Annotated in this window: 10 protein-coding genes; 8 read left to right on the forward strand and 2 right to left on the reverse strand. The window is 37.4% G+C overall.

All coding sequences use genetic code 11. From position 1 onward, the window contains the following. Positions 1–102 precede the first annotated feature (102 nt). From RM573_RS09625 to RM573_RS09655, 7 genes are all read left to right on the forward strand, one after another. On the forward strand, positions 103–3,267 hold the full coding sequence (locus tag RM573_RS09625) for a WD40/YVTN/BNR-like repeat-containing protein (protein ID WP_311580894.1): 3,165 nt from the start codon (positions 103–105) through the stop codon (positions 3,265–3,267). 134 nt (positions 3,268–3,401) lie between these two features. Then, on the forward strand, positions 3,402–3,863 hold the full coding sequence (locus RM573_RS09630) for a methyltransferase family protein (protein ID WP_311580897.1): 462 nt from the start codon (positions 3,402–3,404) through the stop codon (positions 3,861–3,863). A 9-nt stretch (positions 3,864–3,872) separates the two neighbouring features. Further along, the gene (locus RM573_RS09635; RefSeq protein ID WP_311580900.1) at positions 3,873–4,853 is read left to right on the forward strand and encodes a WD40 repeat domain-containing protein; all 981 of its coding nucleotides are present in this window, start codon (positions 3,873–3,875) and stop codon (positions 4,851–4,853) included. Continuing rightward, positions 4,823–5,347 (forward strand): PepSY domain-containing protein, encoded by a 525-nt coding sequence (locus RM573_RS09640; protein WP_311580903.1) that lies wholly within the window; start codon positions 4,823–4,825, stop codon positions 5,345–5,347. Before RM573_RS09635 ends, RM573_RS09640 begins: the two co-directional genes overlap by 31 nt. Before the next feature lie 3 nt (positions 5,348–5,350). Then, complete coding sequence (locus RM573_RS09645) at positions 5,351–6,793, forward strand: alanine/glycine:cation symporter family protein (protein WP_311580906.1); 1,443 nt, start codon at positions 5,351–5,353, stop codon at positions 6,791–6,793. Between the two features lie 174 nt (positions 6,794–6,967). Beyond that, positions 6,968–7,834 carry an SPFH domain-containing protein gene (locus tag RM573_RS09650; RefSeq protein WP_311580909.1) on the forward strand — a complete coding sequence of 289 codons (867 nt, stop codon included), beginning with the start codon at positions 6,968–6,970 and terminating at the stop codon, positions 7,832–7,834. A 40-nt stretch (positions 7,835–7,874) separates the two neighbouring features. Then, positions 7,875–8,060 carry a type II toxin-antitoxin system antitoxin gene (locus RM573_RS09655; RefSeq protein ID WP_432280232.1) on the forward strand — a complete coding sequence of 62 codons (186 nt, stop codon included), beginning with the start codon at positions 7,875–7,877 and terminating at the stop codon, positions 8,058–8,060. Positions 8,061–8,333: 273 nt separating this feature from the next. Here the strand turns inward: RM573_RS09655 and polA are convergent, their stop codons facing one another. Further along, positions 8,334–11,081, reverse strand: a complete 2,748-nt coding sequence (gene polA / locus RM573_RS09660; RefSeq protein ID WP_311580912.1) for a DNA polymerase I — start codon at positions 11,079–11,081, stop codon at positions 8,334–8,336. Positions 11,082–11,613: 532 nt separating this feature from the next. Between polA and RM573_RS09665 the strand changes: the two genes are divergently transcribed. Continuing rightward, positions 11,614–11,952, forward strand: a complete 339-nt coding sequence (locus RM573_RS09665; RefSeq protein WP_311580915.1) for an iron chaperone — start codon at positions 11,614–11,616, stop codon at positions 11,950–11,952. Between the two features lie 66 nt (positions 11,953–12,018). Here RM573_RS09665 and RM573_RS09670 read toward each other — a convergent pair whose 3' ends face one another. Beyond that, positions 12,019–13,383: a sensor histidine kinase gene (locus tag RM573_RS09670; RefSeq protein WP_311580918.1), complete on the reverse strand. Its 1,365-nt coding sequence runs from the start codon at positions 13,381–13,383 to the stop codon at positions 12,019–12,021. Positions 13,384–13,548 lie beyond the last annotated feature (165 nt).

Consider the following 13,548-nt stretch of genomic DNA (forward strand, 5'->3'; position numbering starts at 1 on the left):
AAACATAGTTTGATTTGCTTTCCCTTGTAATTTAAGTGTTTTCACATATTCTTATTCACATAATAAACATTGCATTAGCAATAACTAATAATAAGGATTGGCATGTCTATACTGTCCAAAAAATTGTTTTATCTCACGTTCATCCTGTGTTGTTTTATACCTGCATCATATGCGGCGAAATCCATAAAACCATCTTACAACGATCAATTTAACGGCTTAGAATTTAGATCTATCGGCCCTTATCGGGGTGGGCGTTCCGCATCAGTAGAAGGGATCATTGGTGATGAAACAACGTTTATTATGGGCACAACCGGCGGTGGTGTTTGGCGCACAAAAGATGGTGGACAAAGCTGGAAAAATATTTCGGATGGTTTTTTTGGCGGTTCGATCGGTGATATAGCTATTGCCCCTTCAGACAACAACGTTATTTATGTCGGCGGTGGAGAAAAAACCCTACGCGGTAATGTCTCTCATGGTGAAGGTCTTTGGAAAAGTACCGATAATGGCAAGACATGGAGTAATATCGGGTTAACAGACACACGTCATATCCCGCAAATTCAAGTGCATCCTACTAATCCAGATATTGTATATGTAGCCGCGTTAGGTCACTTATATGGGGCAAATGAGCAACGCGGTGTTTTTCGCTCTGTTGATGGTGGCAAACAATGGAAAAAAGTCCTCTATGTCAATGATGAAGTTGGTGCCGTTGATGTAAAAATGGACCCTACTAACCCAAGAGTTTTATATGCATCGACTTGGCGAGTTAAACGAACCCCTTATAGTTTGTCTTCAGGCGGAGAAGGCTCAGGACTTTGGAAGTCAGTTGATAGTGGAGAGACTTGGGTAAACATCTCAAACAATAAAGGCTTACCCCGTGAAGTGTTGGGTATCAGCGGTTTTTCTGTTTCTCCGGTAAATTCAGATACCGTTTGGGCAATGATTGAAGCAAAAGATGGCGGATTATTTCGCTCTAATGATGCCGGCAAAACCTGGAAGCGAGTCAATAAGGAGAATAAATTACGTCAACGCGCTTGGTATTACACGCGTGTTTATGCAGACCCGCAAGCGATAGATACCGTTTATGTATTAAATGTAAATTTTCATAAATCAACTGACGGTGGAAAATCATTTACCGCGATTAAAACCCCTCATAGCGACCATCATGATTTATGGTTAGATCCCCATAACCCCAATAGAATGGCAATTTCAGATGATGGGGGTACGCAGATTTCATATAATGGTGGTAAAAGTTGGTCCACTTATTTCAATCAACCTACCGCACAATTTTATCGCGTCACCACAGATAACCATTTTCCTTACCGTATTTATGTTGCTCAACAAGATAATTCCACTTTACGGATAAACCATCGTTCAGATGGTGGTGGTATCGATTTATATGATTGGGAACCAACGGCGGGCGGAGAAAGTGGCCATATTGCGCCAAAACCCAGCAACCCAGATATTGTTTATGGTGGCTCGTACATGGGCTACATGACTCGTTATGATCATAAAAGTAAAGCGAGTCGAGCTATAAACGTTTGGCCAGAATCTTATATGGGCTCTGGCGCCCAAGCCGTTAAATATCGTTTCCAATGGAATTATCCTATCTTCTTTTCCCCTCACGATGACAACATTTTATATACGGCCGGAAATCATTTATTTAGATCAGATAATGAGGGGCAAAGTTGGCAAGTGATCAGTCCTGATTTAACCCGTAATGATCCGAACACGCTCAAATCTTCAGGAGGACCAATTACACAGGACAACACCAGTGTTGAATATTACGGGACAATTTTTGCCGCAAAAGAGTCACCCCATGAACAAGGGGTTATTTGGACAGGATCCGATGATGGCTTGCTGCACATTAGTAAAGATGATGGTAAAACGTGGAAAAATGTCACACCTCGTAAACTCCCAAAATGGGCACAAATTAACAGCATTGAAATTGATCCGTTTAATAAAGGGGGGTTATTTGTCGCGGCAACGCAATACAAACTAGATGATCTCACGCCTTATTTATTTCATACCAAAAACTATGGAAAATCATGGCAACGTATTGATAAAGGTATAGACCGAAATCACTTCACCCGTGTGATTCGCGTCGATACTAAAAAGCAGGGTTTGCTATATGCAGGAACTGAAAATGGATTATATATTTCCTTAAACCATGGCAAAAATTGGCAGCCTTTTAAACTGAATTTACCCCAAGTACCCATCACAGATTTAGCGGTTAAAAATGATGACTTAATCGTAGCGACACAAGGTCGTTCTTTATGGTTATTTGATGATTTAACAGCAATTCGGACATTTAACAGTGCTGATTTTGATAAGAATATTCGCCTAATTAAACCGCGTGATAGTTATCGCTTAGATGTTTCCGCCTCATCAGCACCGGGACCAAAAGGCAAAAACCTAAGCAAAGGCGTTCAAGTCAGTTTCTATTTACCCCACGAGCCTTTAACCAAGTCGACGCATGAAAAAGATAAAGCCGGCAAGCAAGCACTAACGCTCAGCTTCAAAGATATGAACGGTAGGTTATTAAGAAAGTTTTCAACAACGGCAAAAGAAAAACACAATAATATCAACGTGACAAAAGGCTTTAATCGTTTTACTTGGGATATGCGTACCACTCCTCCTCGTCGATTTGATGGCATGATGTTATGGGCAAATCGCATGATTGGCTATAAAGTGATCCCAGGAGAATACCTTGTTGAATTAAGTTACGGTGAAGAGAATGCCGATAGTTTTATCAAACAAAGCCAACGTTTTAACGTATTAACTGATCCAAGAACTCAAGCAACTTCAGCAGACTTTGAACAACAATTTAGTTATGCGCAAGCGGTATGGCAGACCTTAGACGACACCCACAAAGCAATAGGTAATATTCGCGCCTTACGAGAATCTATCAAAACAATTCAAGCCAAGCTTAAAGACGATAACAGTTATCAGGCATTAAATGAATTAGCTGCTAACATGCTTGAAAAAATGAACAAGATTGAAAACACTTTATACCAAACCAAAAGTAAGGCGCGACAGGATCCGCTTGGCTTTCCTGTAAAATTAAATGATAAGCTTAATTCCGTATATGGTTCAGTTGTTTATGGAAATATGCGACCAACGAATCAACAGTTGGAAGTCACTAAAATTGTCACGGATAAAATTTTAGCTCAGTTAGCGTTATTTGATGAATTACAACAAACACAATTACCTCGATTTAATCAATTAATGATCGATCTTAAGGTCCCTACTTTATCCGTAAATATCTAATGGAATTTGGAATGAAGCGCGGAAAGTGCTTCATTGCTTCAATGGACCTTTAACTTATTAAAAAGTGCTTGAGAGAATAGCAGCACTTTTTAATTTCAGTTATGCTAACGATTAAAAGAATAATTGACGTATTGATGACTACACTCACATTAAAAATTCCACCGCTGTTGCTGGTATTAATTTTCGCTACTTTAATGTGGCTTTGTCAGTTAGCGCTGCCACTCACCTTATACGATAGAAATATCGCACAGCCGTTAATGGTATTGTTTGTGCTCATTGGAGGCACCATAATCTTAACTGGCGCATTCGCTTTTAAACAAGCACAAACCACCGTAAACCCAACAAAACCGGAAACTACAACGGCTTTAGTGACAAACGGCATTTACCAATATACCAGAAACCCAATGTATCTTGGTATGCTTTGTTGTTTACTGGGTTGGGGATTTTATTTGGCCAACCCAATGACAATCTTATTGATTCTTGGCTTTATTTTTTATATCAATCACTTTCAAATCAAACCTGAAGAACAAATGCTAACTCAACTTTTTCATCAAGAATTTATTGATTATTGTGCGTCTGTTCGTCGATGGTTATAGGTAAAGTTTATGCGAATCTACCTTGTATTATTCAGTTTATGCTTGATTGTTTCGTGTTCCGAACACAATATTCAAACGTCTTTAGCCAATAAACAACAGCACTACAGTGATAAAGTATTAAAAGCGGCTGATATTTCTGACGATGGTCACTATTCAATCACTAGCGATAATCAACAAATATGTTTATGGAACAATGAAACAAACACTAAAAAATACGATTGTTTACAAGGGTTAGAAGCTCAACTTATTGAGTTATTGGGCATATCAAAAAATAAGCGATATTTTTATACCTCAAATCGTGTCAATGTACATCTATACGATTTAGCCAGTGGCCGACTGATAACCGTTTGGACAGCCGGAGATAATATCATCAATGATATTGCTATGTCAGACGATGAGCGCACATTAGTTTTTGGTTTTCGAAGTGGTCAAGCAAGTATTGTTTCTATTGAAAACAATACTATTAAAACGTATACACCACATCGACTCGACATAAACAGTGTTAGTATTTCTGCTGATGGCACTAAAGTTCTCACCGGTTCTAGTGATAAAACCGCTGCTTTTTGGCAAGCAAGCACTGGCAAAATATTACAAACATTTAGCCATGCCTCTAGGGTAAATCATGTCGTGATGAGTGCAGATGCTAAAGTCGCTTTTACTTTAGACGCCATTAAAGATCGTTGGTTTTGGCTCTTAAGAATTGGTAAAAAATTCTCAGAATTAGCGAGCAACATTAAATTTATCGAATTTAATGATTCAATCATCACGCATAATAATCAATGGTTACTTACCGCTTCCCCTAAACAATTGTTACAATTATGGCAGGTGAAGGATGGTGCTTTACTTGGTGAATGGCACGCTTTTAAATACAAAGATAAATATCGTTCATCGGTTCTCAACATTAAATTAATCAAGCCAACTGAAATAGCCACAATCACGAGTGACGGAGTCTATGAAACTTGGCCAATCAAAGCGATAGAAAAACCTTAATGTCATTTATTCGTACTAATCGTAAAATTCATAAATGGGGCAGCATCATTGCAGCACTTCCTCTACTTGTTGTGATTATTTCAGGTATTTTATTATTAGTGAGAAAAGAGTTTGCTTATTTGCAACCTGAAACTAAAGTGGGGCTTGAAAAGATACCCTCTATTAGTTTTGAACAGATTATCACGCAAGTAAAAACTGTAACGCAAGCCAATGTTAATAGCTGGCAAGATATCGACCGCTTAGACGTAAGACCCAATACAGGGGTTATCAAAGTCCGTACGAATAGCCAATGGGAAATTCAACTCGACAGTAACACCGCAGATATCTTACAAGTGGCATATCGACGTTCTGATTTTATTGAGAGTTTGCATGATGGAACTTATTTTCAAGATAACGCCAACCTTTGGCTAATGCTTCCCAGTGCTCTGATTTTATTGACGTTACTAATTACGGGCCTTTTCCTCTTTTTCTATCCTTATTATAAAAGGCGTTAAACAATGAGTACAGCAACTACTTTCACCGTAGATCAACAAATTGATACGTTATTAGCGCCGGTTGCTGAACTCTTTACTCAAATCATTTTCTACTCGATATCAATTAACTCAATCGATATTCCATTGATTGTTCTCTGGTTAATCATCGCCGCGATTAGTTTTACCTGTTATTTCGGATTCCTTAATTTTACTGGGTTAAAGCATAGCGTTAAAATAATTAAAGGTGATTACTCTTCACCAAGCGATAAAGGTGAAGTTAGTCATTTTCAAGCTCTCACCACGGCACTTTCAGGTACCGTTGGTTTAGGTAATATAGCTGGCGTTGCCATCGCAATCTCTATTGGTGGACCCGGTGCGACTTTTTGGATGATGTTAGCTGGTTTAATGGGCATGTCAGCTAAATTTTTAGAATGTGCTTTAGGGGTAAAGTATCGTCAAATCGATGCGAATGGTATCGTGCGCGGTGGCCCAATGTATTATTTAAGTGAAGGATTATCGGATTTAGGACATAAAAAACTTGGCAAAGGTTTGGCGATCTTTTTTGCTATTTGCTGCATGACTGCATCATTGTGCGGCAGTAATATGCTCCAGGCTAATCAAGCTTATAGCCAATTTATGATTGCCTTTGCCCAAGACAGCAGTTTTTGGCAAAACAAAGGCTGGTTATTTGGTTTAATACTTGCCTCGATTATCGCCGTTGTTATTATTGGCGGGATCAAAAACATTGCTAAAGTTACCTCGAAAATTGTCCCGTTAATGGCGACAATTTATTTAGTCTCTGCCCTCTTTATCATTTGTTATCACATAGAAAAAGTCCCCTCCGCTTTTTATTTAATTTTCACAGAAGCCTTTCATCCACAAGGTGTGGTTGGGGGGATAATAGGCGTCATGATACAAGGCTTTAAGCGGGCCACGTTTTCTAGCGAAGCTGGTGTTGGAGCTGCCGCTATTGCTCATGCCGCCGCCAGAACCAACGAACCGATTAGAGAAGGTTATGTCGCGCTGCTCGAACCGTTTATTGATACCGTCGTTATTTGCACTATTACTGCTTTAGTGATTGTTATTACTGGCGCATACACTTCGGTTGAAGGGGTTGATGGCGTAGCGTTAACATCTAGAGCGTTCGCCAGTGTAATTTGGTGGTTTCCTTATCTATTAAGTATAGCCGTGTTACTTTTTGCCATTTCAACAATGATTTCATGGGCATATTACGGGTCAATTGCTTGGCAATATATTATGGGGACCAATAAATATTTAGACCTATTATATAAATGTATTTTTTGTACCTGTACCATCATTGGCGCATCGATTAGTTTGAATTCTGTCATTGCCATTTCTGATTCAATGTTTTTCTCCATGGCGATCGCCAATATTATTGGTTTATATATGATGGCGCCTATGATGAAAAAAGAACTTTTCAGCTATAACCTAAAATATCGCCCATAATCCCATCTACAAAAGCGCGTAATCACCTAATAATTTAACCTTACTTTCAACGTCATTACCAGTTATGGCATTGATGTTACTTGTTGTTACAAAGATCCTCAGATAAATATTTGCCAAACACTCAAAGTGATATCATAATGATATCATCTTGTTTAAACATTCATGGAGAATAACATGATCACAGAAAAAGAAATAAAAGCACCCAATGGAATTATGTTCATCTTTGTTTTACTGGCATTACAAATAGGCACCATTGCCATTGCGATTAATGGTTTAATGAATCAATCAGCAGGCCAAGCTATTGTAGGGTTTATCGCGGCAATATTAGTGTTTATTTGTTGGTTTGGCTTTTTTATGGTGAATCCAAAAGAAGCGAGAGTACTTCAGTTATTTGGAAAATATTCAGGCACAGTACACAGCTCTGGCCTTCGATGGGCTAACCCTTTTTATACAAAAGCCCGCGTTTCAATGAGAGTAAGAAACTTTGAAAGTGGTAAGCTTAAAGTCAATGATAAAAATGGTAACCCTATTGAAATTGCCGCAGTTATTGTTTGGGAAGTCATTGATACTGCCGAAGCAGTTTTTCAAGTTGATGACTATGAAGATTTTGTATCCATTCAAAGTGAGTCTGCTCTAAGAAACCTTGCGACAAGTTATGCATACGATCATCATGAAGATGAAGACATTTCATTGCGCAGTAATCCGAATGAAATATCCAATGCATTAAAAACCGAAGTACAAGAACGACTAGAAAAAGCAGGTGTGCGCGTCATTGAATCAAGGATCAGTCATTTAGCTTACGCCCCCGAAATCGCTAATGCCATGTTACGTCGCCAGCAAGCAATGGCAATAATATCAGCAAGAAGAACCATAGTAGAAGGTGCTGTAGGTATGGTTGAAATGGCGCTTCATAAATTAGAAGAGCGTGAGATTGTTGAGCTTGATGCTGAACGCAAAGCTGCCATGGTCAGTAATTTATTGGTGGTCTTGTGTAGTGATGAAGCTGCACAACCTATCGTTAATACGGGTACTTTGTATTAATGACATTCATCCTTAATTTTAATTTAGAACAGAGGTAATCGTGGCTAAAAAAGCTTATCCGCTGAGAATTAATGAAGAAATTCTTAATGCCATGCAACAATGGTCTGATGATGAGTTACGTAGTTTAAATGCTCAAATTGAATATGTATTACGCGATGCACTAAGAAAAGCGGGGCGAAGTAAACCTCGCCCGATTGAACCAATTATTGATCCTGTTGATGAATAAAACAGCACATATAGATATTCAATTTCATAAATGAAATTATGTTACATATTTGGCGCTTAACTCATATTGTTATTCACATATTTTTGGCATAAAAAAAGCCGATAACACTGTTATCGGCTTGTTAGCTATGAGGAAGCTAGAATATACAAATTATTACAACAAGCGTCCGTTAAGGAACGAAACAAAGTATAGATTAACTCTATATTCTTTGTAAAGCACTTTTTGTAATAAAATTACACAATATGTAATAAAACATTCAAAATATTAAATGGCTTAATGTGCTTGCTCCCAGTTATCTCCTTCACCAGCTTCGGCGATTAATGGTACTTTTAGTTCAACAGCAGCATTCATAATTTCGACTAATTTAGCGGTGGTTTCTGCAACAATATCCTGATGAATTTCAAAAATTAACTCATCATGCACTTGCATGGTCATTTTAATACGGTCATCATTTTGTGCTTCAATCCATTCATCAACCGCTAACATTGCTTTCTTTATGATATCAGCAGCTGTACCTTGCATAGGGGCATTAATAGCAGCTCGTTCAGCACCTTTTCTACGCATAGCATTTTTCGATTTTATTTCCGGTAAATACAGTCGGCGTCCAAATAATGTTTCAACATAACCCTGCTCTGTTGCTTGTTGACGAGTGTCTTCCATATAAGCGAGCACATTGGGGTAACGTTCGAAGTATTTATCCATATATTCTTGAGCACGATGGCGAGGAATATCTAATTGCTTCGCTAAACCAAAAGCTGACATGCCATAAATTAAACCAAAGTTAACCGCTTTCGCACTGCGACGTTGATCGGCAGTAACATCAGCTAAATCTACACCAAAAATTTCTGCCGCCGTCGCTTTATGTACATCTCGACCGTCTGAAAATGCCGACACTAATCCTGGGTCATCTGATAAATGCGCCATGATTCGCAGCTCTATTTGAGAATAATCTATCGCGACAATTTTATGATCTTTTGGTGCAATAAAAGCAAGACGAATTTTACGCCCTTCTTCGCTACGAATTGGGATATTTTGTAAGTTTGGATCGGTTGAAGATAAACGCCCTGTTGCAGCAACTGCTTGTTGATACGATGTATGCACACGTCCTGTATTACTAACCAGTAACGGCAATTTGTCCGTATAAGTCGATTTTAATTTACTTAAACCACGATTTTCTAAAATGACTTTGGGTAAAGGATAATCTAGTGCTAACTCTTGTAACACTTCTTCTGCTGTAGAAGGGGCACCTTTAGGCGTTTTTTTAATGACCGGAATTTTTAACTCTTCAAACAATATTTTCTGCAATTGTTTTGGTGACGATAAGTTAAATGTTTGACCCGCAATATTATGTGCTTCAACTTCTAATTCTTGTAACCTCATGCCGATCGAGTGGCTCTGTTCGTTCAATAAATCACTATCAATCAACACGCCATGTTGCTCCATCCGTGCAAGCACTGGCACTAACGGCATTTCTATTTCATTAAAAACGCTAAGTTGTGTGTTGCTTTTCTCAAGTTTAGGATAAATAGCTTGATGTAAACGCAAAGTTATATCGGCATCTTCGGCGGCATAATGGCCCGCTTTTTCAATGTCAATTTGATTGAAAGTTAACTGTTTAGCGCCTTTTCCGGCAATGTCTTCAAAATGAACGGTTTTATAACCCAAATATTTTTCAGCTAAGGCATCCATATTATGGCGTGTGGCAACGCTATTTAAACAGTATGATTCGATCATAGTATCAAATTTGATACCTTGCATTTGTACGCCGTAATGAGAAAGCACATTCGCGTCATACTTTAAGTTTTGACCTACTTTTTGACGATCACTATCTTCAAGTAATGGTTTAAGTTGGGCAATAACCCAGTCTCTATCTAACTGATCTGGCGCGTCGATATAGCCATGAGCAACGGGGACATACGCTGCTTTACCAACTTCCACAGAAAATGATAAGCCAACTAACTCGGCCTTCATATAATCAACGCTGGTGGTTTCGGTATCAAAAGCAAAAAGATCCGCTGCGGTTAATTTAGCTAACCAGCTAGCAAAGTCTTCTTTATTGAGAATAATGTCATACTTAGTTTCAATAACCTCTGCAGGCACTGACTCTTCTTCATTCTCCTCTTCGCTAATAATTGTCGTCGCTTCACTATTAGAACCTTTTGTTAAATCCGCCAATAAACGACGTAATTCAAATTTAGTGTAAAGCTCGGTTAATTTCGCGACATTTGGCTCTGTCGGTTGCAGTTGCTCAACAGATTTATCAAGTTCTACGTCTAATTTAATAGTCGCTAATTCATAAGATAGAGGTAAAAACTCTAATGCTTCTCGAAGGTTTTCACCAATTTTTCCTTTTACGCTATCGGCATTTGCGATGACATTGGCCAGAGTTTCATGTTCAGTTAACCATTTAACAGCCGTTTTAGGGCCACACTTATTTACACCGGGTATGTTATCGACTTTGTCGCCCATCAAAGCAAGATAGTCAATAATTTGATCAGCACGTACCCCAAATTTTTCTAAGACGCCAGCTTGGTCCATTTTTACATTCGTCATCGTGTTATAAAGCGTGACATGCTCATTTACTAACTGAGCCATATCTTTATCGCCGGTTGAAATAACAGTTTCAATACCTGCTTTAGTAGCTTGCGCTGCTAATGTACCGATAACATCATCCGCTTCCACTCCCTCAATAACGAGTAAAGGTAACCCCATTGCTTCAACTATTTCATGAATCGGTGCAATTTGTGTGCGTAAATCATCAGGCATTGGAGGACGATTGGCTTTATATTCAGGATACATATCATTTCTAAACGTTTTACCTTTCGCATCGAATATCACGACAACGTTCCCATTGGGGTAATCTTTTTTCAGACTATTGAGCATATTTAATACGCCAGTAATTGCTCCTGTAGATTGACCATCTTTGGTTGATAACGCTTGCAAATAAGGCACATGATAGGCACGAAATAAATAAGAAGAACCATCAACTAAAATGAGCGGAGATAATGAAGATTTGGACATGATGATTTGTATCGCTAGTAAGAAATTTGGCTAAGCATGCCATAAAGCCTGATTACTCTCTAGCAATTAACCATTAATGTATGAAAAAAATGAGTGAAAATGTGGATAACTTTGTTGAAAAGCAGCATAAGATTCCATAGAGATAAAGTATCAAAATGGGTCAAATATGATTAAGTTTTTGTTTTATATGGAAAAAGGTAAGAAAAAATCCTTTTATCTATATTATTATTATTATTTTATAAATGTGGATAAGTATTTTTTTATCTCTTATTGATTGCTCAAAAAGAGACCAACTATCCTCACTAAGGGAATAAGAGATTACCAGAATTTTCTGTCATTACCAGTCTATTATTAAATTATTTTTAAAGAAATATGACACATGCAAATAACAAAAAAATATAAGTGAGAAAGGGTGCCTGACAGCGCTTACTTTAGTTGGATAATTATTTTAAAAAAAGTCTATTATTAATAATTAATTTATGGCGAATATATTACTGACAATATTGAAACCTTTTATCACTCGAGAATTTGTATGGACTTATCGACTTACCTAAAAAATATACCAGAACAAAGAATGGCGCGCTTTAATGCCATCTATACTTTAATCATGAAATTATTTCCTGATGCAGAGCCATCAATGAAATACAAAATGCCAACTTTTACATTGGGTGATCATTGGATCGCTTTAGCTAACCAAAAAAATTACTTATCAGTTTATACGTGCAACGCACAGCATTTAGCTGAATTTCAACATCAATATCCAAAGATAAAAACAGGCAAAGGTTGTATTAATATTAAAGATAACGACACGTTTGAACTGAATGATTTAGGCTCGGTCATTACCAGTGCGTTAACAAAAAGTCTAAAATAAACAGTTGGAAATTAATCCCGTGACAAACGGTTTAAGTTTCAGCTAGGTTTATGAAAATATTCTCTTTTAGGCAAGTTTAAAGGTAATTTCAAAGCAAGCGCCAGCACAATAATCTGGGTTATATTGGATCTGCCCTTTTAATGATTGAGTGACTAAATTATAAACTATATGCATGCCTAATCCTGTGCCCCCTTTACCACGTTTAGTGGTAAAAAATGGTTCAAAAATATGCTCAACATTATCTGCTTTAATCCCCTTACCATTATCCGAATAGATAATAGAAACCTGTTCACCCGCTTGTGCTATTTCAATATCGATATGACCTTCATCCATACCCGCAAAGCCATGAATACATGAGTTGCTATATAAGTTAGTAAAAATACGGGTTATCGCATCAGGATCATGAGTGATAAAAATAGTTTTATCACCAAAAATATCCGCAGTGACTTTTTTATGCAGCGTTTTATTGTGCGCTACAATAGTGTTTAATATTTCAAATAAATTAAATGTTTTGGCTTGTTCATCACTTTGTATCACTGCCGCCTGTTTAAAATCAGCAATTAAAGTTGCCGCTCTTTTTAAATTGCCCTGCACCATATCAATACTTTGTTCGATTTCCTGTACATAAGTTGATAAGCCAGATTTAGTGACAGTATTTTTCTCTAAGGTTGATTTTAATTCTGTTGTACTTTCTTGAATTAATGAAGATGCCGTTATGGCAATACCTAAAGGCGTATTAATTTCATGTGCCACACCAGCAACCAACCTGCCAAGCGAGGCCATTTTTTCGGCTTCTACTAATTCGGTTTTTGCCTCTGTTAAACTATTAATTGATTCTTGCAGTTGTTGCGTTCTATTAACGACTCTTTGTTCTAATTCATCCTGATATTCTAATAATTTTTTATTTGCCGAAGTGAGATCTGAGCCTAACAATTTTATACTGTAAGTAACTACCGATAAGATAATAACGATCATAATCGCTGATTCTATACCTGTCCCAATGACGATATGTTTATAAAGCTCAAGTTCATTCACTAAACCCATTAACATTACACTACATGCGATTAACGCATAAATAGTCCATAAAAATTTATCGGTCCCGGTTAGTACCGCAAAACTAATTAATGCCGGAAAAACTAATAATGCCTCGTCTCTAATGCCCTGATTAAAAAAACAAAGTGTTAAAATTAAGATGGTTATCGATAAATTGACTAAATTGGAGCCATATTGAACTAGATCTTTTTTTACCAGATATCGACCAATAGAAAGACAGATCAAAAATATAAACAGTAGGGTTAAATTAAACCAATCTTTGTACATCAGTGGAAAAAGAGCAGCTAAAATTGTTGCAGATTGGGTTAACCAAGTGACTTGTATAATACGTTTCTTTCTGAACAATTCAGGATTTAATTTATTCGCTTCTGTCGTCAAGAAAATCTCCTTTAAGCTAATAAAAAGCCTAAATATCCCATTGAATAGGCACGATATTAACTATAGTGCTTATTTATAATTTAGCTAAAAGTCATTTAATTGGCTAGGTAAAAAGCCTAATTTCACATGGAAGAAAGGCATTTCCCGTGATTTTGTATGCAGTTT

The organism is Thalassotalea castellviae (assembly GCF_031846185.1).
GTDB classification, from domain to species: domain Bacteria; phylum Pseudomonadota; class Gammaproteobacteria; order Enterobacterales; family Alteromonadaceae; genus Thalassotalea_H; species Thalassotalea_H castellviae.

Coding starts and splice junctions, on each gene's coding strand:
- RM573_RS09625 (WP_311580894.1), top strand. CDS start 103: ATGTCTATACTGTCCAAAAAATTGTTTTATCTCACGTTCATCCTGTGT.
- RM573_RS09630 (WP_311580897.1), top strand. CDS start 3,402: ATGACTACACTCACATTAAAAATTCCACCGCTGTTGCTGGTATTAATT.
- RM573_RS09635 (WP_311580900.1), top strand. CDS start 3,873: ATGCGAATCTACCTTGTATTATTCAGTTTATGCTTGATTGTTTCGTGT.
- RM573_RS09645 (WP_311580906.1), top strand. CDS start 5,351: ATGAGTACAGCAACTACTTTCACCGTAGATCAACAAATTGATACGTTA.
- RM573_RS09650 (WP_311580909.1), top strand. CDS start 6,968: ATGATCACAGAAAAAGAAATAAAAGCACCCAATGGAATTATGTTCATC.
- polA (WP_311580912.1), bottom strand. CDS start 11,081: ATGTCCAAATCTTCATTATCTCCGCTCATTTTAGTTGATGGTTCTTCT.
- RM573_RS09665 (WP_311580915.1), top strand. CDS start 11,614: ATGGACTTATCGACTTACCTAAAAAATATACCAGAACAAAGAATGGCG.